The following is a 22,623-nucleotide window of genomic DNA, read 5'->3' on the forward strand; positions in this document are numbered from 1 at the left end:
TAACTCACTGATTTTTGACGCAGATCCCGTTCCCGAAATCGATGCAAACGGGGTCATGATGTTGAGCTAGGCTTCACTCATCATCCTCGTGGTGAGGGTGCAGAGGGAGGCAAAAGCGGCGATGAAACAACTGATGATGATCCTGATCTGTGCGCTGGGACTGGTGGCATGCAGCTCCCAATACATCATGAGCACCAAAGACGGCAAGATGATCACCACCGATAGCAAACCCAAGCTGGACGAGAGCACCGGCATGTATCGTTACTACGATACCGAAGGTCGCGAAGTGATGATCAAAAAGGATGATGTCACCCAGATTATGGAGCGTTGAGCCAGCCATGAGATGACAAGGGCTGCCAGTGGCAGCCCTTGCTGTTTTTAAATTCATGCAAATTGCCGACATTCATAGCAAATTACCATCAATTCACTGCTTTTGGCCGCGGGGTACAGCTTCCGTTATGGTTGCTTCACTATCATGGCGCTCCATTTTTTATTGGAGGTGTTATGTCCCTGCTCGCTCTCTGGCGTTCCCGTTTTTCCGTTCGTGCCCTGCTGGGAACTCTTCTGCTGGTTGTCGCTACTGCCAGCCATGCCGGTGAAGATCAATTCACCCTCGGCCGCACCATTTTGCTGGGGGCCGGTGATCATGGTGCCACCATTCCCATGGTGATTTGCCGCCAGACCAAATATATCAAGGTGAAGGCAGAGCGTGATTTGACCCTGGATCGAGTCGTCGTCACATATGGCGGTGATCGCACCAAGACGATCTATTTCGATCAGGATATGCGTGGTGATACCGAGACCGGCTGGAAATCCCTTGGCTCGCGCCGCTGTGTAAAGAAAATCGAAGTGTACGGTAATTCCGAGCGCAGCAAGGCTGGCGTGAAAGTATTTGGCCGTAAATAAGCGAAGCGATTTGTCGGTGTGAAAAACCGGATAAAAAATAGTGGTGAGCAATGCTCGCCACTATTTTTTTATGGCCTTTTCGGGAGTGCGTTATTTCTTCGGCCGAAATGGCTTGATGACGGTTTCGTCGCACTCCAGATAGGGCCCTTCCATCAGATCGATGCAGTAGGGAATGGCGGGGAAGACCGCATCCAGACACTCGCGGATCGACTTGGGTTTGCCCGGCAGGTTGACGATCAGGGTATCGTCGCGCAGGCCCGCAGTCTGGCGTGACAGAATGGCGGTCGGAACAAACTTGAGGGATTCGGCCCGCATCAGCTCGCCAAAGCCCGGCATCATGCGATCGCATACCGCTTCGGTTGCTTCCGGGGTGACGTCCCGTTTGGCCGGGCCGGTGCCGCCAGTGGTGACGATGAGGCAGCACTGCTCCTCGTCCGCCAGCCGGATCAGGGTCGCTTCAATCTGATCCTGCTCATCGGGGATCACCTGATAGACGGGCTCCCACTCCGAGGTCAGATAGGCGTTGAGGGTGTCGATGATGGCCTTGCCGGAGAGGTCTTCGTAGATGCCGGCACTGGCGCGATCGCTGACGGTAACAATACCGATTTTTGCCTTGCTCATGGTCTGCTCTTGGATATCCGAAAAAGTGGTAATTAAAATAACATAATCAGTGAGATAAGTTAAATCGCCAGAAAAGCTGAGCCTTCCGGACTACGATTATCCAGTGTCGAATGAAGCGAAATATCCAGCAACAATTCATTAATCGGCAATAAAAAACAAATTACATCAGACAAAATTTTATAAGTGGCAGGTGGGCCGGATTATAAAAATAATCGTTTGATCCTTAATAGAATTAAAATAGAGAGAAGCGGCCAATACCGATAATACCCCGAAGGTCGTCATCAGGCGGATTGAACCCCTTATATCGGCATTGTATACAGAGAAAGAGATGCGCGGGGAATGAGTGCTAGATAGGGATGCAGCACAGGCTGTGCTGCCCGTTGGCGTTGCCTGGGAGGGCATATGGAGTTGCCTGATTTTGACACCCTGAAAGAACTGGCTGCGAGTGAACCCTCCCGGCTGGATGCCATTCTGGAGCAGCAGATTGAACAGCTGATGGCTCGGGCCAACCCCGAGCAGCAGCGCCGTTTGCGCGGGCTCCAGTTCAAGATTGACGGTCAGCGCAGGTTGGCAAAAAACAACCTCGACAGCTGTATCCGCATTGCCAGTATGATGCGGGACTCCTTTTATCTGATGGGCAGTGAAATGCGACAATTTCGCGAGGAGGAGATACCTCCGCCTGAAAACGATGGCAGTGGTAAAATAATCCGGCTGATCGACTATAAATGGCCCAAATAATCTGTCGCAATATTTAATATTGAAACTTGATTTGATGGAGAGTGGCAAAATAAGAACCTGCCGCTCTCTTTTTATTTGTTATGGATTTTTATGTTGCTGGTGATGAAATTGTGATGAGGTTTTATTTTATTGGGCCAAAATAGATTATTCAGGGAGTTGTGATAAGGGTGGATGAATAGCGATAAAAGTTAAGCTAATATGGCCAAAATTTATTGCTACGACTCGAAGGGATTATGAGAAGTATCACACCAAGACGGGTGCTGTCGCGGGAGCAACAGACAGAGATCACCCGCATTATCGTCAAGGTGGGGCAGATGCTGGCCCAGTTTGGTGCCGAGAGCCGGATCATCGAGCAGACCACGGTACGCCTTGGCATGGCACTGGGTCTGGAGAGCGTCGAGATGGCTATCTCCTCCAGTGCCATCGTGCTCACCAGCCTCTATCAGGGCAGTTGCGTCACTACCACCCGGCGGGTGCGCGAACACGGCATCAACATGCAGGTGGTGTGCGAGATCCAGCGCATCTGCATCATGGCAGAGAAAGAACTGATCGGTGCCCGTGAAGTGCGCCTGCGACTCGAAGCCATCGTCCCCTTTCACTATCACCCCTGGCTGGTGGTGCCCATGGTGGGGCTCTCCTGTGGTGCTTTCAGCCTGCTGTTTGGCGGTGACTGGCCCATCTTCGTGGTGACCTGTCTCTCTGCCGCGATCGCGATGCGGGTGCGCCAGCTGATGGCCCGCCACCACCACAGTCCGCTCATCAACTTTGCCGTGACCGGCTTTATCGCCACCCTGCTTGCCTCCAGCGCTACCTTCTTTGGCTGGGGCAGTCAGCCCTATCTCGCCATGGCGGCCAGCGTGCTGCTGCTGGTGCCGGGTTTTCCGCTCATCAATGCCGTCTCCGACATGGTGAAGGGCTACTTCAACATGGGGTTGGCACGCTGGGGCACTGCGACCCTGCTCACCATCAGCGCGGCCATCGGCATTATTCTCGCCATGTCGGTGACCGGGATCTGGGGGTGGAAGGTATGATTGATCTGCTCTGGCTACTGGCCAAGGATGCCTTCTGGTCGGCTATTCCGGCAGTCGGGTTTGCCATGTTGTTCAACGTGCCGCCGCGAATGCTGAAGTACTGCGCCATGGGTGGTGCGCTGGCCCATAGTCTGCGAACCCTGCTTATCCACTACGGCATGCCTATCGAGTGGGCGACCCTGACCGCATCCACCACCGTGGGCTTTGTCTGCGTCTACTGGTCGCGCCGCCTGCTGGCGCCGCGCCCGGTGTTCAGCGTCGCCTCCATCATCCCGATGATCCCGGGCAGCTACGCCTTCAAGACCATGATCGCGGTGGTGGAGCTCAACATCAATGGTGTGACCATGAACCTGCTCCAGAGCGCGGTGGAGAACGGCCTCAAGGCGCTTTTTATCGTGGGAGCCCTCAGTTTCGGTTTGGCGATCCCCTCCCTGGTCGTGTACCGTAACCGCCCCATAATCTGACGGATGGTGAGAAGCCCAATGAAGATTTCCATGATTGCCGCCATGGCCCACGATCGGGTGATCGGCAAGGACAACCAGATGCCCTGGCACATGCCGGCCGATCTGGCCCACTTCAAGCGGGTCACCCTTGGCAAGCCGGTATTGATGGGGCGCAAGACCTTCGAATCCATCGGTCGTCCGCTGCCCGGTCGCCGTAATCTGGTGATCAGCCGCAATCCCGACTATCAGGCCGACGGTATCGAGGTGGTGGGTTCCGTCGAGGCGGCGCTGGCGCTGCTGGCCGACAACGAAGTGGCGGAAGTGATGGTGATCGGGGGCGGGCACCTCTATGCCGAGTTGCTGCCCAAGGCCGATTGCCTCTATCTGACTCGCATCGAGCTGGAGGTGGAAGGGGATACCCGTTTCCCTGCCTTTGCGGATGAGCAGTGGCAGTGTGTCGAGCGTGAAGTTCACCAGGCCGATGAGAAGAATCCGCACCCCTATCGTTTCGAAACCTGGCTGCGCAAGTAACGTCTTATGGCACAAACAACAAGGGCACCTTCGGGTGCCCTTGTTGTTATGGGGGATCAGATGCCCGACCCGCCGTTTTCAGCGCTCTCTTCGTGCAGGCCGCACTCGCGCTTGAGGCCGAAGAAGCGGGTCTGCTCCTCGCTCATGCCCGGTTCCCACCTGGTGGTGGTGTGGACATCGCCCACCGAGAGGTAACCCTGCTCCCACAAGGGGTGGTAGGGGAGGTCGAACTCTTTGAGGTAGTAGTGCACATCCTTGTTGCTCCAGTCGATCACCGGCAGGAACTTGAAGCGGCCGCGCTGGATGGCCAGTACCGGCAATCCCTGACGGCTGCCCGATTGCTCGCGGCGTAGCCCCGAGAACCAGGTGCGGGCCCCCAGCTCCTGCAGGGCGCGCTCCATTGGCTCCACCTTGTTGAGTTGGTTGTAGCGGGTGATCCCCTCGACGCCCTGTTCCCACAGCTTGCCATAACGCGCCTCCTGCCAGGCGGGGGTGAGCGCCGCCCGGTAGGTTTGCAGGTTGAGCCCAAGACGCTCGGTCAGCTCGTCGATAAAGCGGTAAGTCTCGGGGAAGAGATAACCGGTATCGGTCAGCACCACCGGAATCTGCGGTTGCTCGCGGCTCACCAGATGGAGCATCAGCGCCGCCTGAATGCCAAAGCTTGACGACAGGATATGGCCACCCGGCAGGTTGGCCAGCGCCCAGCGTACCCGCTCGGGTGCGCTCATCTGCTCCAGCTCCCGGTTATGGGGAGCCAGTGCCTCAACCTGTTCGTCCCGGGTCAGGGTCAGCAGGTGGTCGAGATCGAGAGTCATGATATCCCCCTCAGGCGGCGTAGAAGTCGATGGCTGAGTTGACCACAGGTGCAACGATCCCGGCGCGGATGACGAAGTCGCCAAACCCTTCGCCCGGTTCGCGCTCGCTGGCCCAGTGGCCGATCAGGGCGTCCAGTTCGGCCAGGATCTGCGGCTCGGTGATGTTCTCCCGGTACATGCGCGGGATGCGCGTCCCTTCGAGGTTGCCGCCCAGATGGAGGTTGTAGCGGCCGGGTGCCTTGCCCACCAGACCTACTTCGGCCAGCATGGCGCGGCCGCAGCCGTTGGGGCAGCCGGTGACCCGGAAGACGATGGCATCGTTCGCCAGCTCGTGCTTGGCCAGCAGCCCTTCAAGTTCGGTGACGAAGGCGGGCAGCATGCGCTCCGCTTCGGCCATTGCCAGCGGGCAGGTAGGCAGGGCCACGCAGGCCATCGACTGCTTGCGCTGCTCGCTGACACCGTCATCCAGCAGGCCGTACTGGCGTGCCAGCCCTTCGATACGGGCCTTCTCGCCAGCCGGAACGCCCGCGATGATCAGGTTCTGGTTGGCGGTCAGGCGAAAATCCCCCTGATGCACCTTGGCGATCTCCAGCATGCCGGTCTTGAGCGGCTTGCCCGGGAAGTCGAGCAGGCGGCCATTCTCGATAAACAGGGTGAGGTGGTGCTTGCCATCTATCCCCTCGACCCAACCGAAGCGATCGCCACGGCTGGTGAATTCATAGGGGCGCACTTCACCAAACTGGATGCCGGCGCGGCTCTCCACCTCGGCCATGAAGGCCTCGACGCCAACACGTTCGAGGGTGTACTTGGTCTTGGCGTTCTTGCGATTGACCCGGTTGCCCCAGTCGCGCTGGGTGCTGACCACAGCGGCCGCCACCTCCAGCACGTGGGAGAGCGGAATAAAGCCAAAGTCGCTGGCCTTGCGTGGATAGGTGCTGGTGTCGCCGTGGGTCATGGCGAGGCCACCGCCCACCAGCACGTTGAAGCCCACCAGCTTGCCGTGTTCGGCAATCGCCACGAAGTTGAGATCGTTGGCGTGGATGTCCACATCGTTGTGAGGCGGGATCACCACAGTGGTCTTGAATTTGCGCGGCAGATAGTTGGAACCCAGGATCGGCTCCTCGTCCTGCCCCAGTTTTTCACCGTCCAGCCAGATCTCCACGTAGGCGCGGGTTTTGGGCAGCAGGTGCTCGGAGATCTTCTTGGCCCACTCGTAGGCTTCCTGATGCAGCTCGGACTCCACCGGGTTACTGGTGCAGAGCACGTTGCGGTTCACGTCGCCAGCGGTGGCGATACTGTCGATTCCGGTGCTGCTCAGGGTCTGGTGCATCAGCTTGATGTCGCGCTTCAATACCCCGTGAAACTGGAAGGTCTGCCGGGTGGTGAGACGGATACTGCCATAGAGGGTGTTCTCTTCGGCGAACTTGTCGATCACCTGCCACTGGGCTGGAGTAATGATGCCGCCGGGCAGGCGGGCGCGCAACATGACGTTGTGCAGCGGCTCCAGCTTCTGGGCGGTGCGCTCCGGGCGGATGTCACGGTCATCCTGCTGATACATGCCGTGAAAGCGGATCAGCTGGAAGTTGTCGCCATTGAAGCCGCCGGTGAGCGGGTCCTGTAGATCTTGTTCTATGGTGCCGCGCAGGAAGTTGCTCTCGCGCTTGAGGCGCTCGTTGTCGGCCAGCGGTCCTTCGACCGGTCCCGCTTTTGGGTGAGAAAGAGGTTGTTTGCTCATCAATAGACATCCCTTTGATAACGTTTGGCACGACGCAATTCGCTCAAATACTCTTCTGCTTCCTCACGGCTCTTGTGACCGTGTTCGGCAATCACATCCAGCAGGGCCTCCTGCACATCCTTGGCCATCTTGTTGGCGTCACCACACACATAAAAGTGAGCGCCTGCTTCCAGCCACTGATAGAGCTCCAGGCCCGCTTCGCGCAGGCGGTCCTGCACATAAATCTTGTGGGCCTGATCCCGGCTGAAGGCCAGGGAGATCTTCGACAGCAGCCCCGATTTCACATAACGCTGCCACTCCACCTGATAGAGGAAATCCTGGGTAAAGTGGGGGTTGCCGAAGAAGAGCCAGTTTTTGCCCGAGGCCCCGATAGCTTCCCGCTCCTGCATAAAGGCGCGGAACGGGGCGATGCCGGTACCCGGGCCCACCATGATGACGGGGGTATCGGGATTGGCGGGCAGGCGGAAGTTATCGTTGTGCTCGACAAACACCCGTACCTCGGCGCCCTCTTCAAGGCGATCAGCGAGGAACGAAGAGGCGCCGCCACTGCGCAATGTGCCGTCCTCTTGCGGATAACGCACCACCCCGACGGTCAGGTGCACCTCCTCTTCCACTTCGCGCTGGCTTGATGCAATGGAGTAGAGGCGCGGGGTGAGCGGGCGCAGCAGGCCAAGCAGCTGCTCGGCAGTGAGCGCGGTCGGGAAGCGCTTCAGTACATCCACAATCTGGGCTGAAGCGACCAGCGCATTGACCTGGGCCTTGTCGCCTGCCAGATCTTTCAGTGCAGCGTTGCCTGATATGTCAGCAAGGCCTGTGATAAAGCCACCGTGCAACCGGGTCAGTTCGAAGTGACCGGTCAGGGCTGCACGCAAGGTGCCGTGGGCCGTGGCTTCATCACCGGAGAGGCCGGTCAGGGCCTGCACTTCACCAACCAGCTCGGCATCGTTGTCGAACCAGACGCCGAGGGCATCCCCCGGTTGGTAGCTGAGGCCAGACTCTTCAAGGTTGATCTCGATGTGACGGATATCCTTGGTGGAATCCCGGCCGGTGATCTTCTGATTGACCGACAGGCGGGCAGGGAAGGGGTTCTCCTTGTTGTACTGGCTGTGGCCAACCACCTGCTGCACCGCACTTGCTACGCTGCTGGCTGTCCCGGTAGTGAGGGTCGCGGTGATGGCATTGAGTGCTTGTTCGCTCCACGCTTTGGCGGCATCTTGATAATCCACATCGAGGCTGGCGAGTTCGTGAATGCGCTCGGCCCCCGCTTTGGCGATGAAGTCGTCAAAATCTTTGCCGGTCTGGCAGAAAAATTCGTAGGAGCTGTCACCCAGCCCCAGCACGGCGAACTTGAGGCCCTCGAGTTTACCTATCTTGCCTTTCTTCAGCTGGTCGTGGAGGTCGACGGCACTCTCAGGCGGTTCACCCTCCCCGTAAGTGCTCACTACCACCAGCAGGTGGCTCTCTTTCTTGAGCTGCTTGGGTTTGTAGTCTGCCATCGACGCGAGGGTGACGGGTAGGCCACGGGCCTCGGCCTGCGCCTTGATGGCAGTGGCGACACCTTTGGCGTTGCCGGTCTGGGAGCCGTAGAGAATGGTCAGGCTGCCACTGGGCGAAGACACAGCCGCACCGGTCACGGCAGGCTGCAAGCCGGTCTGGGAGAGGCCGTAGAGATATCCGCTCACCCAGGCAAGCTGCTGGGTATTGAGGGTGGCGAGCACCTGGCTTAGCTGGCGTTGCTGCTCGTCGGAGAGGGGAGTCAGGTTGATCAGGGAGTCCTTCAATTGCATCACACACGTCTTCCATGGTCTGAGTTGTGGTCAGGTTAAGGTGTGTGATGGATAGCAACAAAGAATAAAAATATAACCTTTATTCCATTATTGCATTTAGAAAGGTATGCAGTGGCAAACGGGATAAAAAAACGCCCCGCAGTTGCGGGGCGTTTTCAAGCTATAGCGCTCGGGATGGATCCCGGTGGGCATGAACCTTACTTCTGCGGACGCAGAGCCGGGAACAGGATGACGTCGCGGATGGTGTGGCTGTTGGTGAACAGCATTACCAGACGGTCGATACCGATACCCTGACCGGCAGTCGGCGGCAGACCGTGCTCCAGCGCGGTCACGAAGTCGGCGTCGTAGAACATGGCTTCGTCATCGCCTGCGGCTTTCTGGTCAACCTGAGCCTGGAAGCGCTCGGCCTGATCTTCCGCATCGTTCAGCTCGGAGAAGCCGTTGGCCAGCTCGCGGCCACCGATGAAGAATTCGAAACGGTCGGTGACATCCGGGTTCACGTCGTTGCGACGGGCCAGCGGAGAAACGGCAGCCGGGTACTCGGTGATGAAGGTCGGTTGCAGCAGCATGTGTTCAACGGTCTCTTCGAAGATCGCGGTGATCACGTGGCCCAGTTCCCAGCTCTTCATCAGCTCGATCTTCAGGCGCTTGGCGACGGCAGTAGCCTTCTCCAGAGTGGCCAGATCGTCACGGGTGACATCCGGGTTGTACTTCAGGATGGAGTCAACCATGGAGAGACGCTGGAACGGCTGACCGAAATCGATGGTCAGACCCTCTTCGCCCTCTTTGGCGTAACGGATCTTGGTGTCGCCCAGAATGTTCTGTGCCAGAGTGCGCAGCATCTCTTCGGTCAGGTCCATCAGGTCGATGTAGTCGGCGTAGGCCATATAGAACTCGAGCATGGTGAACTCGGGGTTATGGCGAACGGAGATACCTTCGTTACGGAAGTTGCGGTTGATCTCGTAGACACGCTCGAAACCACCAACCACCAGACGCTTCAGATAGAGCTCCGGAGCGATACGCAGGTACATGTCGATGTCCAGCGCATTGTGGTGAGTGATGAACGGACGGGCAGAGGCGCCACCCGGGATGACTTGCATCATCGGGGTTTCCACTTCCATGAAACGCTTGTCGTTCAGGAACTTGCGGATACCGGCAACCACTTTGGTACGGGTTACGAAGGTCTTGCGGGACTCTTCGTTGGCGATCAGGTCCAGATAACGCTGACGGCAGCGAGCTTCCTGGTCGGTCAGACCCTTGTGCTTCTCGGGCAGCGGACGCAGCGCCTTGGTCAGCAGACGGATGTCGGAGACATGGATGGAGAGTTCACCGGTCTGGGTCTTGAACAGAGTACCTTCGACACCCACGATGTCGCCCAGATCCCACTTCTTGAACTGCTCGTTGTAGAAACCTTCCGGCAGGTCGTCGCGAGTGACGTAGACCTGGATCTTGCCGGCCATGTCCTGCAGGGTGGCGAAAGAAGCCTTGCCCATGATCCGGCGGGTCATGATGCGACCGGCAATCTTCACCCGTTTACCCAGGCTCGTCAGCTCCTCGGCGCTCTTGTCGCCAAACTCTGCCTGCAGATCGCCGGAGAGGCTGTCACGACGGAAGTCGTTGGGGAAAGGATTGCCCTGGGCGCGCAGGGCGGCCAGCTTGGAACGACGCTCAGTCATCTCGTTGTTGAGTTCGAGTGTTTGATCGACTTCCGGAGTGATGGTTTGTTCAGACATGGTGATTCCTGCTTGTTTACAGACCTGATTTCAGGCTGGCTTCGATAAACTTGTCCAAGTCACCGTCGAGCACCGATTGGGTATTACGGGTTTCGACGCCGGTGCGCAGATCCTTGATACGGGAGTCATCCAGCACATAGGAACGGATCTGGCTGCCCCATCCGATATCGGACTTGGTCTCTTCCAGGGCTTGTTTTTCGGCATTCTGCTTCTGAATTTCCAGCTCGTAGAGCTTGGCTTTCAGCTGCTTCATACACTGGTCTTTGTTTTTGTGCTGGGATCGGTCGTTCTGGCACTGTACCACGACACCGGTCGGGACGTGGGTAATACGCACCGCGGATTCGGTACGGTTAACGTGCTGACCACCGGCACCGGAGGCGCGGTAGACGTCGATACGCAGGTCGGCGGGGTTGATATCGATTTCGATATCGTCGTCGATTTCCGGGTAAACGAATACAGAACAGAAAGAGGTGTGACGGCGGCCGCCCGAGTCGAACGGGGACTTGCGTACCAGACGGTGCACGCCGGTTTCAGTACGCAGCCAGCCGAAGGCATATTCGCCGGTGAACTTGATGGTGGCGGACTTGATGCCGGCCACATCGCCCTCGGAGCATTCAATCAGCTCGGGCTTGTAACCATGGGCATCGCCCCAGCGCAGATACATGCGCAGCACCATGTTGGCCCAATCCTGCGCTTCGGTACCACCGGAGCCGGATTGAATATCGATATAGCAGTCGGAGCCGTCGTGCTGGCCGGAGAACATGCGGCGGAACTCGAGGTCCACCAGCTTGGCTTCCAGTTGCTCGGATTCGGCGATGGCTTCGTTGAAGGTCTCTTCGTCTTCCCCTTCCACGGCCAGGCTGACCAGCATCTCGACGTCATCCACGCCCTGGGTCAGGGTGTCGATGGTGCCGACTACGTTTTCCAGCGCTACGCGCTCTTTGCCCAGCGCCTGTGCGCGCTCGGGTTCATTCCATACATCCGGCTGTTCCAGCTCGGCATTGACCTCTTCCAGACGCTCTTTCTTGGCGTCATAGTCAAAGGTACCCCCTAAGAAGCTCGGTCCGCTCAGACAGCTCCTTAAGTTTATTTAAAACGGGATTAACTTCGAACATCGTGAAAACTCTCAGGATCGATGTGATTTGAAAACGGGTCATTCTAGCCAATTGTGGAAGGAATAAACAGGGTTGCCTGAGTTTACGCGCGCCAGGTGAGCAATTTCTGATGCAGTTTTCCGCGCATCGGGAGAAAATATCGCCCGTCGATCCATTTTCCTGTTCAGTTTTGGAGCAGGGGGTCGCTAATGACTACTAGCGTTCGGTGTACATACGACATAACTGCTTCCTAACCTCAAATAAGAAGAACAGATGATGAAAAACCTATCACTCAAACAGAAGATACTGTTGTCGGTGGTGATTGCCCTTTCGTTGGTGATCCTGATGCTCTCCTGGCAGAGCTATAGCAGCCAGAAAAACCTGTTGCTGCAGGGCAGCCAGGAGCAGGTTCAGCGTCTTGGCAGCCAGCAGGCCACCAGCGTCAGCGACTGGCTCGCAGCCCGTCGCGACGTCATTCAGGCGTTGGGCAGCAAGGCGGGAGCCGAGCCCCTCAACGCCCTGCAACAGGCACAGGTTTCCGGCCGCTTCCAGCTCACCTATTTTGGCGAGAGCAGCGGCAAGATGAACGACTCCGACCCCTCCATCAACCGCAGTGGCTATGACCCGCGTTCCCGTGGCTGGTATCAGGAAGCTGTGGCCAAGGGTGGTCTCATCGTGACCAAACCCTATCTGGATGTGGCCTACAACATCATGGTGGTGACTCTGGCCCAGCCGGCTCAGGGTGGCGTAGTGGGGGGCGACCTCTCCATCGCCTCGCTGGTGGAAGACGTTACCAAGATGAAACTGCCGGCTGACGGCTTTGCCATCATGATGCACAAGGATGGTACCGTCATCGCCTACAAGGATGCCGCCAAGGCGATGAAGCCGGCCACCGAGATCGACAACGATCTGACCAATGCCCTGATCGAACAGAGCAAGGCGAGTCAGGGGCTGGTGCCTGCCTACTTCGAAAACGAAGGGCGTGACAAGCTGCTGTGGGCGACCGACATTCCCGATACCGACTGGGAGCTGGTGCTGGTGCTGGACAAGGATACCCTTGAGGCGCCGCTCTCCTCCCTGCTGATGACTCAGCTCGGTCTGGCGCTGCTGGTGCTGGTGGGCAGCATCCTCGCCATCTCCTGGCTGGTCAGCATGCTGCTTGGCCCGCTCAGCAAGGTATCCCAGGCACTGGCTCGCATTGCTGACGGTAATGGTGACCTGACCCAGCGCATCAAGATCGACGCCAACGATGAAGTGGGTCAGCTGGCCAACAGCTTCAACCGCTTCGTTGGCAGCCAGCACCAGCTGATCGCCAATATCCGCCAGCTGGCCAACGAGTTGAATGCTGATGCCGAGCGCAGTCTGGTGACCAACCAGGCCGCCGTGGACGAGTTGCAGCGTCAGCAGCAGGAGGTGACCATGGTCGCCACTGCGGTCACCGAGATGGCGAGCGCCACCATGGAGATCGCCGGTAACGCCGAAAACACCGCCGCCGCCGCCCAGCAATCGACTATGAGCAGCGAACAGGGCAAGAAGCTGGTGCACAAGACTCGTGCCTCCATCAACAATCTGGCGCAAGAGGTGGGGCAGGCCACCGAGGTTATCGGCGAGCTGAGCCGTCATGCTCAGGCCATCTCCGGCATTCTCTCCACCATTCAGGGGATTGCCGAGCAGACCAACCTGCTGGCACTGAACGCCGCCATCGAAGCAGCTCGCGCCGGTGAGCAGGGTCGCGGCTTTGCCGTGGTGGCCGATGAGGTGCGGGTGCTCTCCAAGCGTACCCAGGACTCCACCCAGGAGATCCACGCCACCATCGAGACCCTGCAGCAGACCACTGCCCGCGCGGTGAGCCTGATGCAGACCAGTCAGGGGCTGGCGGACAACAGCGTGCAGGATGCCGATGCCGCCGCCGCAGCGCTGGAGGAGATCACCCAGGCCGTATCGCTCATCTCCGACATGGCTGGCCAGATCGCCACCGCCGCCGAGGAGCAGACTCAGGTCACCGGCGAGATCACCCAGAACACCACCGCCATCAAGGATGTGAGTGACGAGATCACCGCCGCCGCGATGCGCGATCTGGATCAGGCCGAGAGCCTCAAGGGGCGGGCAACCGACCTCAACAAGCAGGTCTCGACCTTTATCCTGTAAGTTCTGAATCGCGGCGAGCACGGCCGCCCGAGAAAGCCCCGCACTCTGCCGAGTGCGGGGCTTTTTATTTATCTATCTCGCAGGAATGGCCGAACGAATGAGGTGCAGAAAGAGTGACGAGCCGAGGTCGCCCGCATACAGAAATGGCAGAGCCCACCAAAGGTGGGCTCTGTTCTTATACGTCTGACAGGAAGGGGTATTAGAGGAATGGCATCGCCATAAACAGCTTGATCACCATGGCGTTGATGATGTCGATAAAGAAGGCGCCCACCATGGGCACCACCAGAAACGCCAGATGGGAGGGGCCGAAGCGCTGGGTGATGGCCTGCATGTTGGCAATCGCGGTCGGGGTGGCACCCAGACCAAAGCCGCAGTGACCCGCCGCCAGCACGGCTGCATCGTAATTTTTGCCCATGACCCGGAAGGTGACGAAGATGGCGTAGAGCGCCATCGCCACGGTCTGGGCGGCCAGCAGGATGAAGATGGGCAGCGCCAGGCTGGCCAGATCCCACAGTTTCAGGCTCATCAGTGCCATCGCCAGGAACAGCGACAGACTGACGTTGCCCAGCAGCGATACTTCGCGATCGCTCACTTCATGCCAGTTGAAGAGGGTGAGCAGGTTGCGCAGCAATACGCCGACAAACAGCACGCAGACGAAGATGGGCAGCTCCAGCGCACTCCCCTTGAGGTAGGCGGAGAGCAGCTCGCCCCCTTTCAGGCTGATGGCGATGAGGGCCAGGGTCTCGATCAGGCTGAAGGTGGTCAGCGGACGCTCCATATCGGGCATCTCGAAGCCTTGCGGCGCGTCGTCGCGGTTGTGCTCCTCGCCGGGCACTTCCACTTTTTTGACCAGATAGCGGGCTACCGGGCCACCGATCAGACCACCCAGCACCAGACCAAAGGTGGCACAGGCGATGGCCAGTTCGGCGGCGGACTGTACCCCGTACTTCTCGGAGAAGGTGGCACTCCAGGCCGCGCCGGTACCGTGACCGCCGGAGAGGGTGATGGAGCCGGCCAGCAGCCCCATGTGGGGATCAAGGCCCAGCATGGTGGCCAGCGTGACGCCCAGACTGTTTTGCACCAGCAGCAGGCCGGTGACCACCATCAGGAAGGTGACCACCGCCTTGCCACCGCGTTTCAGGCTGGCGAGATCGGCAGAGAGACCGATAGAGGCGAAAAATGCCAGCATCAGCGGGGTTTGCAGGCTGGTATCGAATTGCAGTTCCAGCTGCATGGTGGAACGCAGCAGCAGCAGGATCAGGGCAACGACCAGACCGCCAGCGACCGGTTTGGGGATGTTGAAGGTGCGCAGCAGTCCGACACGGGTGACCAGCATGCGGCCAAGCAGCAGTACCAGAGTGGCAGCGACCAGGGTTGCGTAGGAATCAAGTTGTAACATTCAGTACTCCCATGTTGATTGGCTGTGCCTTCGGGGTGAAGACTCACAGATTCAGCCGGGATAAAAACAGTGTGGCTTATGTGCCAGCAAAGAAGGGGAAACATCTCCCCGCCCCAGCAAATATGGGGCTTGTGCGGGCCTGAAATGCTCAGGCATCCAGATGAGATTTTAGTAAAATCCGGCGGATTGTAGCAAAAAGCATCGTTTAATTCCATCTTTGTCGTATTAATGCTCGTTTTAGTGTCTTATTGTGAAATTTAACACCATTGAGGTATGGCAACTAAACGCCGAAAAGGCGCAGAGAACGGCTGTCATTTGAGGCGTCAGTCTCTATAATTCGCCGGTTTCCAGCCCGCGGCGGAAACGGACGGGATCCGAGCAGTTGGTTCGCCCCGCATGGTTTATCATTCGCGGGTTTTCGGCCCACAGAGAGGAGAGGGTGTGAAGAAGTCCATCTACATCGCCTACACAGGCGGCACCATAGGGATGCAGCGTTCCGACCACGGTTATGTGCCGATGGCGGGCTTTATGGAAGACTGTCTGGCGCGGATGCCCGAGTTCCATCGTCCCGAGATGCCGGATTACCATATCCACGAATATGCCCCTCTCATCGACTCCTCCGACATGACCCCGGCGGATTGGCAGCGCATCGCCGAGGATATTCGCGACAACTACGACAAGTACGACGGTTTCGTCATTTTGCACGGCACCGACACCATGTCGTTCACCGCCTCGGCGCTCTCCTTCATGCTGGAGGATCTGCACAAGCCGGTCATCATCACCGGCTCCCAGATCCCGCTCGCCGAGCTGCGTTCCGACGGTCAGCAGAACCTGCTCAACGCCCTCTATATCGCGGCCAACTACCCGATCCACGAGGTGACGCTGTTCTTCAACAACCAGCTCTATCGTGGCAACCGCAGCAAGAAGGTGCACGCCGATGGCTTCCACGCCTTCGATTCCCCCAACTATCCTCCGCTGCTCAATGCCGGGATCGCGATTTCGCTGGAAGCGGGCGAGTTGGGCGTGCCCTCCGAGCGGCCGCTGGTGCTGCACGACATCACCCCCCAGCCCATCGGCGTGGTGACCCTCTATCCGGGTATCTCCAGCGAGGTGATCGCCAACATCCTGCAACAGCCGGTGAAGGCGCTGATCCTGCTCTCGTTCGGGGTGGGCAATGCGCCGCAGAATCCGGCCATGCTGGCGCTGCTCTCCGAGGCGTCGGCCCGCGGCGTTATCATCGTCAACCTGAGCCAGTGCCTGCACGGCAAGGTCAATATGGGGGGCTATGCTACCGGCAACGCCCTGTCGCGGGCCGGGGTCATCTCGGGCTTTGACATGACCGCCGAAGCGGCGCTCACCAAGCTCCACTTCCTGCTGAGCCAGGATTTGCCCTCCCACCGCATTCGCGAGTTGATGCAGCAGTCCCTGCGTGGGGAGCTGACCCCCTGAGCGTTGCGGCCCTCACCCTAACCCTCTCCTGGCGGGAGAGGGGATAGATCGAGGTGCTGTTGGCCGCGAGGCTTGCCATGAAGATCGTCGGCTGGTGGCCAGTTCACTGTGCGCAGGTGCGAGCCTGCACCCTTCTCCCCTGGCGGGAGAAGGGCTGGGGATGAGGGGGATGAGTCATCCTGCATAGATAGGAAAAAGAGGGGAGCCATGATGGCTCCCCTCTCTGTTGTGGCCGCAGCAAGCGGCCTGCCGAGTCAGGCTCAGTGGTTGAGGTCGACCCGGACTATCTCTTCCTCGTCGCGATACTGACGCTTGAGCTCGCTCTTGCTCTTCATCACGATCTCGCCGTCACGGCCGATGTTCATGTGCTCCGGGTTGTCGAGGTGCATCGCCTGCCAGGCCATCACAGCCTGTAGCGACGTGGCCTTCTGCTCGTCGGTGAGGGGCTTGCCATCGGGCCACTTGCCCAGCTCGACTGCGGTCTTGAGCCGCTCGTACACCTCTGCGGGCATCTGCCTGATTGCTTGCAAAAACTCACCCTGTTGAAACGACATCCGGCCTTCTCCTTGAACTATTGAGCCATAAACTCCGGGGTCAGCCCGGCAGATCCTGGCGGACAACGCCAGCCATCTGCTCCATCACCCGCACTACCTGACAACTGTACCCGAACTCGTTGTCATACCATACGTAGAGCACGCAGTGATCCCCCTCGGCGATGGTCGCCTGGGAGTCGACGATGCCCGCATAACGGGAACCCACCATGTCGGAGGAGACCAGCTCGGTACTGGCGCTGAAGTCGATCTGGCGATGCAGGGCCGAGCTTAGCGCCATCTGTTGCAGATAGGCGTTGAGGCTCTCCCGATCGGTGGCCTGCTCCAGCGACAGATTGATGATGGCCAGCGAGACGTTGGGGGTCGGCACCCGGATGGCGTTGCCGGTGAGCTTGCCCTTGAGCTCGGGCAGCGCCTTGGCCACGGCCTTGGCGGCGCCGGTGCTGGTCATCACCATATTGAGGGCGGCGCTGCGACCGCGGCGCTCGCCCTTGTGATAGTTGTCGATGAGGTTCTGATCGTTGGTGTAGGAGTGAACCGTCTCCACGTGGCCATGGCGGATGCCGTACCGCTCCTGCATTACCTTGAGCACCGGAGTGATGGCGTTGGTGGTGCAGGAGGCGGCGGAGATGATCCTGTCATCCGGCGCTATCACCTCATGGTTGACGCCGAACACCACGTTCTTCATCTCCCCCTTGCCGGGAGCGGTCAGCAGCACCTTGCCGGCACCACGCGCCTTGAGATGCTCGGAGAGGCCCGCCTCGTCACGCCAGACCCCGGTGTTGTCGACGATCAGCGCATCGTGAATGCCGTAGGCGGTGTAGTCGATGTCGGCCGGGCTGTTGGCGTAGATCACCTGAATGAAGGTGCCGTTGGCTATGATGGCGCTGCGCTCAACATCCACTTCGATGGAGCCGTTGAAGGGGCCATGCACCGAGTCGCGGCGCAGCAGGCTGGCACGTTTCTCCAGATCCCCGTCGCGACCGCCACGTACCACGATGGCGCGCAGCCGTAGCGGATTGGCGGCGCCGGTGCGCTCGATCAGCAATCGGGCCAGCAGGCGGCCGATGCGGCCAAAGCCGTAGAGCACCACGTCGGTCGGCTGCGGCATCTGGCTGCGGCCAAGGGCCGGTGCCAGTCGCGCTTGCAGATAGTCCTCGATCCCCGCTTCATCCTGATGATCCTGCCAGTAACCGACCGCCAGCTTGCCAAGGTCTACCTCGGCGGCGGTGGGTTTGAGGGCTACGATGGCCTGAAGCAGGGGGAAGCTTTGCTGGATGGGGAGGGGGGCGCCCTGGTGGCGGCGGACGACCCGGTGGGCCTTGAGGATATCGATGGTGGAGGCGTTTTGCAGCGGGCGGCCGTAGAGGGTGATCTCGACCCCTTGTTGTCGGTAGAGGCGACCAATCAAGGGCTGCATGGCTTCGGCGAGCTCCTGGCTCTCCTGCCACGTTTGCAGATAGTGCTCGTGGGTCATTGACCAGATCCTTTATTTCACGTTGTTGGTGCAAATAGAAAATTCGTCGAATGCAGATCAGTGTAGGGGTGTCGATTTCGTTATAGTATTCTGCAATCGCGGCCTTATACGGCGCGCGCATTGTAATGGATATGTAACCGGTTTGCTAGCCGAAGGTGGCCACATAAGGCTCCAGTTGTTGCCAGTCACTGTTATCAACCAGATGTGAGCCATGATCCCCACAGCCCTGCGACAACCGCTCTTTATCCTCTCGGCCGGCCTTGCCGTCGCCGGTTGCGATAACGATCGGCTCCACACCATCTGCAGCAATCACCCCGAGCTCTGTCAGGATCTGGTGGACGACGGCTGGTGCCGCTACGAGCGCACCGATGTCATCCGTAGCCGCTTCTATCTGCAAGAGGAGCAGAGCGATCGCCGCAGCTACGAGCTGATGCGTAGTCTGGAGCGTTACATCAAGTGCGCCGAGCACTCCACCAACATCGAGTACAAGCGGGCCCGCGAGCAGAAGAGCCCGCGGGTGGAGGGGATGCTGGCCGCCGGCGATCAGCTGGCCCGGCTCGATGCGGCGACCCGCAACTCGCAGGATCCCTACCTGCTGCTCTGGCACTGGACCAACAACAGTGACGAGCGGGCTCGCCAGCAGTTTCTGGCGCAGGAGGGGAGCAAGGGGCTGGAAGAGCCCGACCTGCAGCTGGTACTGGCCGGTATCTATGCCAAGAGCGAGCCGGACAAGGCTATCGCCATCCTGCACCACGGCCTCTCCCTCTATCGCGAGGGGGAGCAGGTCAACAGCCGTCTGCTCACCTCCCTCAGCACCCTCTACATGGGCCAGAAGCAGTATGAGCAGGCCTATCTGTGGGGCAAGGTGAGCGAAGCCTTCCCGAACAACCACGAGGTCTCCGCCAAGCGTTTTGGCCTCTACTACAGCCTGAGCAAACCCCGTCAGGATGCCCTCGATGCCCAGGCGGCCGAGATCGTCCGGCAACTGCAAGGCGGCAGCTACCGACCCTGAGGAGATGATGAGCAACCCATCCGGGGCCAGCGCCTGGCCCGAGCCCTTCGACCTCTCGTTTGTGCATGGCGAGATAACCACCGATGGCCGCACCCTGGAGCGCCTCACGGTGCGCGCCGTGGTGCTGCGCGGCGACGAGCTGCTGCTGGTTCACTCCCGGGTCAACGGCGATCTGATGTTCCCCGGTGGCGGCATCGAGGCGGGGGAGAGCCACCATGTGGCGCTGGCCCGCGAGCTGCTGGAGGAGTGTGGCGCCGAGCTGCTGGACGTTGGCGCCCTGCTTGGCGAGACCCGCGAGTATCGCGCCGCCCGCGAGTTGGGGTTCGATGCCTACTGCATTCGCTCGCTCTACTATCTGTGCCGGATTGGCGAGCAGCTGGTGGCGCCGCAGCCGCAACCCTACGAGATCCGGCTTGGCTTTGTGCCGGGCTGGTTTGCGATCGATGAGGCGCTGCAGACCAACAAGACCCAGCTGGCGGGGCCATGCCCCCAGTGGACGGCGCGGGAGACCCGGGTGCTGGCCCAGTTGCAGCGCTGGCATCAGCAGGGGCGCTTCGAGGAGGAGTGACCATCAGGGGTGACAAGGGGGGGCGCTACGCCTCTCTTTGTCGTCTATATCGGGGGGGGCATCGAGCCTCGCCTGCTCGTATAGCGGGCGGCTTCACGATTCAGATTGTTGCAAATAAATCGGTTGGAATTTTCTATCTGTTGCACTGGTGAGACAATTTGCCTTGCCGATGCGTCCTGCTTGCCGGCCATGCTGGCCAGCAGAGGCGTCCGATCTGCCGCCGTAATCAGCATAAACAGATGAATGCGGGGGAGGGGCGTCGGCGGTCTTGATAGTGCAGCATCAGCCAGCCCAGAGATGAACCATAAAAAGAGCTGAGCCATAAAAAAGAGCGCCTCGGGGCGCTCTTTTTGTTGCTGCTGGCGAGAGGAGGTTTTTTTGACCCCTCTTTGCTGCGAGGTTATTTGACCTCTTCGCCCTTGGCTTGCAGATCCGCGTGGTAGGAGGAGCGCACGAAGGGGCCGCAGGCAGCATGGGTAAAGCCCAGCTCCATGGCGACATCTTTCAGCTCGTCGAACTCTGCGGGCGGCACGTAGCGCTTCACCGGCAGGTGGTGGCGGCTCGGCTGCAGATACTGGCCCAGAGTCAGCATGTTGACGCCGTGGGCGCGCAGATCTTTAAGCACCTCGACGATCTCTTCGTTGGTCTCGCCAAGGCCCATCATCAGACCGGATTTGGTCGGTACGTGGGGGTGCATCTCCTTGATACGGCGCAGCAGCTCCAGCGACCACTTGTAGTCGGCACCCGGGCGGGCAACGCGATACATACGCGGGGCAGTTTCCAGGTTGTGGTTGAACACATCCGGCGGGGTCTCGCGGAACACCTCAAGGGCCTGCTCCATCCGGCCGCGGAAGTCCGGGGTCAGGATCTCGATGCGGGTCTGCGGGCTGTGCTCGCGGATCTCGCGGATGCAGTCGGCGAAGTGCTGGGCACCGCCGTCGCGCAGATCGTCGCGGTCCACCGAGGTGATCACCACGTACTTGAGGTTCATCTCCTTGATGGTCAGCGCCAGCTTCTTCGGCTCTTCCGGATCGAGGGGGAGCGGACGGCCGTGGGCCACGTCGCAGAAGGGGCAGCGACGGGTACAGATGGCGCCCATGATCATGAAGGTGGCGGTGCCATGGTTGAAGCACTCCGCCAGATTGGGGCAGGAGGCCTCTTCACATACCGAGTGCAGCTTGTTCTTGCGCAGGGTGCTCTTGATGTGCTCGATCTTCTGGCTGGAGGGAGGCAGCTTGATCCGCATCCAGTCCGGCTTGCGAAGAAGTTCCTCGTTGGGATCCGGCATGAATTTCACCGGGATCAGGGCCATCTTGTCGCCATCGCGCAGCTTGACGCCCGGCTCCATACGAACGGGTTTGCTCATGATTCACTCTCGGTGTTTGTTATTGTTTGATAGCCAATCAGGCGGGCCAGCTCGGCCACCAGAATGGATTGCGCCTCGGCCACGCTTTGCGGGCCGCCCAGGGCGCTGGTCTGGGTCATGGCCATGCCCGCATAGCCGCACGGATTGATGTGCAGGAAGGGGGTCATGTCCATGTTGACGTTGAGGGCCAGCCCGTGGAACGAGCACCCCTTGCGGATGCGTAGACCCAGCGAGGCCAGTTTGGCCTCCATGCCGAGGTCGTTTTTCACATAGACCCCGGGAGCATCAGCCTTGGCGTAGGCCGCGATATCGCTTTTCGCCAGGGTGTTGATGATGGCCGTCTCCAGCGCAGTCACCAGCTCGCGCACCGAAAACTTGCAGCGGCGCACATCCACCAGCACGTAGAGCACCAGCTGGCCCGGGCCGTGATAGGTCACCTGACCACCGCGATCGCTCTGCACCACCGGGATATTGCCCGGGTTGAGCAGGTGTTCGGCCTTGCCGGCCTGACCCTGGGTGTAGACGGGGTCGTGTTCGACCACCCAGAACTCGTCCGGGGTGTCGCCGGTGCGGTTGTCGGTGAAGGCTTTCATGGCGTCCCATACCAGCTGGTAGGGGCGGCGACCCAGATGTCTGACGATAAGCGTGTTCTGGGCGGGGATCCCGGATGACATGGCTTCCTCACGGCGGCTCAATGGCCAAAAACAGTCGCCCCGCAGAACGGGGCGAGAGAGACATTACAGTACGTACTTCACCAGCTCGATCTTGCCAAGGGCGGTGTACATCGCTTCGATGTGCTCCTTGCTCTGGGCAGTCACGGTCACGCGAACCGAGTGGTAGTTGCCCTTGGAGCTGGGCTGGACGGTCGGGCTGTAGGTGCCGGGGGCGTGCTGCTGCAGCACTTCAACCACCATGTCCGGCAGCGCCGGGTCGGCAATGCCGAGTACCTTGAACGGGAATTTGCAGGGAAACTCCAGCAGTTCGTCAAACTTGGTATTCATTTACTCACCTTTGGGTGTCTTCATGGCGTCGTCACGGGATGACGCACTCTTGTTTGGCGCTTGGCCGATGGCCCGCGAGGGCCGCCATCTCAAGTCTATATGGGCATGGCCCGTGCCGGGATCAAGGCCCGGATCGTCAGACATGAGTGGGGGTGGTGCTTTTTACCACAAATCGGCATGGGGCGGAACCTGCAGTTTACAGGGTTATTCACTGGCTG

The 22,623-nt window shown here is 59.5% G+C and carries 22 protein-coding genes; 10 read left to right on the top strand and 12 right to left on the bottom strand.

The features are described 5' to 3' along the window. Positions 1 to 121 precede the first annotated feature (121 nt). Both BS300_RS11850 and BS300_RS11855 read left to right on the top strand, forming a co-directional pair. The gene (locus tag BS300_RS11850) at positions 122 to 331 is read left to right on the top strand and encodes a YgdI/YgdR family lipoprotein (RefSeq protein WP_033112737.1); all 210 of its coding nucleotides are present in this window, start codon (positions 122 to 124) and stop codon (positions 329 to 331) included. Between the two features lie 173 nt (positions 332 to 504). Next, positions 505 to 906 (top strand): DUF2541 family protein, encoded by a 402-nt coding sequence (locus BS300_RS11855; protein ID WP_041209941.1) that lies wholly within the window; start codon positions 505 to 507, stop codon positions 904 to 906. A gap of 90 nt (positions 907 to 996) precedes the next feature. On the opposite strand, the gene mog is transcribed toward BS300_RS11855, so the two are convergent. Next, positions 997 to 1,527, bottom strand: a complete 531-nt coding sequence (mog, locus tag BS300_RS11860) for a molybdopterin adenylyltransferase (RefSeq protein WP_005354170.1) — start codon at positions 1,525 to 1,527, stop codon at positions 997 to 999. A 402-nt stretch (positions 1,528 to 1,929) separates the two neighbouring features. Between mog and BS300_RS11865 the strand changes: the two genes are divergently transcribed. The 4 genes from BS300_RS11865 (at position 1,930) to folA (ending at position 4,270) form a co-directional block, all read left to right on the top strand. Then, on the top strand, positions 1,930 to 2,265 hold the full coding sequence (locus BS300_RS11865) for a DUF3135 domain-containing protein (RefSeq protein ID WP_071912974.1): 336 nt from the start codon (positions 1,930 to 1,932) through the stop codon (positions 2,263 to 2,265). Positions 2,266 to 2,498: 233 nt separating this feature from the next. Then, entirely contained in the window at positions 2,499 to 3,296 is a 798-nt protein-coding gene (locus tag BS300_RS11870; protein WP_042029862.1) for a threonine/serine exporter family protein, read from the top strand. Further along, positions 3,293 to 3,760, top strand: a complete 468-nt coding sequence (locus BS300_RS11875) for a threonine/serine exporter family protein (RefSeq protein ID WP_033112733.1) — start codon at positions 3,293 to 3,295, stop codon at positions 3,758 to 3,760. The genes BS300_RS11870 and BS300_RS11875 overlap by 4 nt, the downstream gene beginning before the upstream one ends. Positions 3,761 to 3,778: 18 nt before the next feature. Then, on the top strand, positions 3,779 to 4,270 hold the full coding sequence (folA, locus tag BS300_RS11880) for a type 3 dihydrofolate reductase (RefSeq protein WP_071912976.1): 492 nt from the start codon (positions 3,779 to 3,781) through the stop codon (positions 4,268 to 4,270). A 56-nt stretch (positions 4,271 to 4,326) separates the two neighbouring features. On the opposite strand, the gene BS300_RS11885 is transcribed toward folA, so the two are convergent. The 5 genes from BS300_RS11885 to prfB all read right to left on the bottom strand — a co-directional run bounded on the left by BS300_RS11885 (position 4,327) and on the right by prfB (position 11,455). Continuing rightward, positions 4,327 to 5,088, bottom strand: coding sequence for a phosphoadenylyl-sulfate reductase (locus BS300_RS11885; protein WP_204378242.1), 762 nt, complete (start codon positions 5,086 to 5,088; stop codon positions 4,327 to 4,329). Positions 5,089 to 5,095: 7 nt separating this feature from the next. Beyond that, positions 5,096 to 6,820, bottom strand: a complete 1,725-nt coding sequence (gene cysI / locus BS300_RS11890; protein ID WP_071912980.1) for an assimilatory sulfite reductase (NADPH) hemoprotein subunit — start codon at positions 6,818 to 6,820, stop codon at positions 5,096 to 5,098. After that, on the bottom strand, positions 6,820 to 8,607 hold the full coding sequence (locus tag BS300_RS11895; protein WP_071912982.1) for an assimilatory sulfite reductase (NADPH) flavoprotein subunit: 1,788 nt from the start codon (positions 8,605 to 8,607) through the stop codon (positions 6,820 to 6,822). Before BS300_RS11895 ends, cysI begins: the two co-directional genes overlap by 1 nt. Before the next feature lie 197 nt (positions 8,608 to 8,804). After that, on the bottom strand, positions 8,805 to 10,340 hold the full coding sequence (gene lysS, locus BS300_RS11900; protein ID WP_071912984.1) for a lysine--tRNA ligase: 1,536 nt from the start codon (positions 10,338 to 10,340) through the stop codon (positions 8,805 to 8,807). Positions 10,341 to 10,356: 16 nt separating this feature from the next. Continuing rightward, a protein-coding gene (prfB, locus tag BS300_RS11905) for a peptide chain release factor 2 (protein WP_104014039.1) occupies positions 10,357 to 11,455 on the bottom strand; the annotation gives its coding sequence in 2 pieces (ribosomal slippage) (positions 10,357 to 11,379 and positions 11,381 to 11,455; 1,098 coding nt in all). 255 nt (positions 11,456 to 11,710) lie between these two features. Here prfB and BS300_RS11910 point away from each other — a divergent pair. Continuing rightward, positions 11,711 to 13,582 carry a methyl-accepting chemotaxis protein gene (locus BS300_RS11910; protein ID WP_071912989.1) on the top strand — a complete coding sequence of 624 codons (1,872 nt, stop codon included), beginning with the start codon at positions 11,711 to 11,713 and terminating at the stop codon, positions 13,580 to 13,582. A gap of 199 nt (positions 13,583 to 13,781) precedes the next feature. On the opposite strand, the gene gltS is transcribed toward BS300_RS11910, so the two are convergent. Next, entirely contained in the window at positions 13,782 to 14,981 is a 1,200-nt protein-coding gene (gene gltS, locus BS300_RS11915) for a sodium/glutamate symporter (RefSeq protein WP_042029850.1), read from the bottom strand. A 441-nt stretch (positions 14,982 to 15,422) separates the two neighbouring features. On the opposite strand from gltS, the gene ansA reads away from it, so the two are divergent. Next, complete coding sequence (gene ansA / locus BS300_RS11920; protein WP_005354141.1) at positions 15,423 to 16,430, top strand: asparaginase; 1,008 nt, start codon at positions 15,423 to 15,425, stop codon at positions 16,428 to 16,430. Positions 16,431 to 16,690: 260 nt separating this feature from the next. On the opposite strand, the gene BS300_RS11925 is transcribed toward ansA, so the two are convergent. Together BS300_RS11925 and BS300_RS11930 are read right to left on the bottom strand one after the other, a co-directional pair. Further along, positions 16,691 to 16,984, bottom strand: coding sequence for a DUF1315 family protein (locus tag BS300_RS11925; RefSeq protein WP_011707127.1), 294 nt, complete (start codon positions 16,982 to 16,984; stop codon positions 16,691 to 16,693). 40 nt (positions 16,985 to 17,024) lie between these two features. Beyond that, positions 17,025 to 18,458: a glyceraldehyde-3-phosphate dehydrogenase gene (locus BS300_RS11930; RefSeq protein WP_071912991.1), complete on the bottom strand. Its 1,434-nt coding sequence runs from the start codon at positions 18,456 to 18,458 to the stop codon at positions 17,025 to 17,027. Positions 18,459 to 18,669: 211 nt separating this feature from the next. Here BS300_RS11930 and BS300_RS11935 point away from each other — a divergent pair, with 211 nt between their 5' ends. Both BS300_RS11935 and BS300_RS11940 read left to right on the top strand, forming a co-directional pair. Continuing rightward, positions 18,670 to 19,470, top strand: coding sequence for a DUF2989 domain-containing protein (locus BS300_RS11935; protein WP_071912993.1), 801 nt, complete (start codon positions 18,670 to 18,672; stop codon positions 19,468 to 19,470). 7 nt (positions 19,471 to 19,477) lie between these two features. Continuing rightward, a complete protein-coding gene (locus BS300_RS11940; protein ID WP_143241776.1) occupies positions 19,478 to 20,038 on the top strand; it encodes an NUDIX domain-containing protein in 561 nt (186 codons plus the stop codon). 400 nt (positions 20,039 to 20,438) lie between these two features. Here BS300_RS11940 and lipA read toward each other — a convergent pair whose 3' ends face one another. The 3 genes from lipA to ybeD all read right to left on the bottom strand — a co-directional run bounded on the left by lipA (position 20,439) and on the right by ybeD (position 22,405). Next, on the bottom strand, positions 20,439 to 21,404 hold the full coding sequence (lipA, locus tag BS300_RS11945) for a lipoyl synthase (RefSeq protein WP_041209955.1): 966 nt from the start codon (positions 21,402 to 21,404) through the stop codon (positions 20,439 to 20,441). Next, the gene (lipB, locus tag BS300_RS11950) at positions 21,401 to 22,078 is read right to left on the bottom strand and encodes a lipoyl(octanoyl) transferase LipB (protein ID WP_071912997.1); all 678 of its coding nucleotides are present in this window, start codon (positions 22,076 to 22,078) and stop codon (positions 21,401 to 21,403) included. The genes lipA and lipB overlap by 4 nt, the downstream gene beginning before the upstream one ends. Positions 22,079 to 22,141: 63 nt before the next feature. Further along, on the bottom strand, positions 22,142 to 22,405 hold the full coding sequence (gene ybeD / locus BS300_RS11955; protein ID WP_005348100.1) for a DUF493 family protein YbeD: 264 nt from the start codon (positions 22,403 to 22,405) through the stop codon (positions 22,142 to 22,144). Between the last annotated feature and the right edge of the window lie 218 nt (positions 22,406 to 22,623).

Source organism: Aeromonas sp. SCS5 (assembly GCF_001887375.1).
Taxonomy (GTDB): domain Bacteria; phylum Pseudomonadota; class Gammaproteobacteria; order Enterobacterales; family Aeromonadaceae; genus Aeromonas; species Aeromonas jandaei.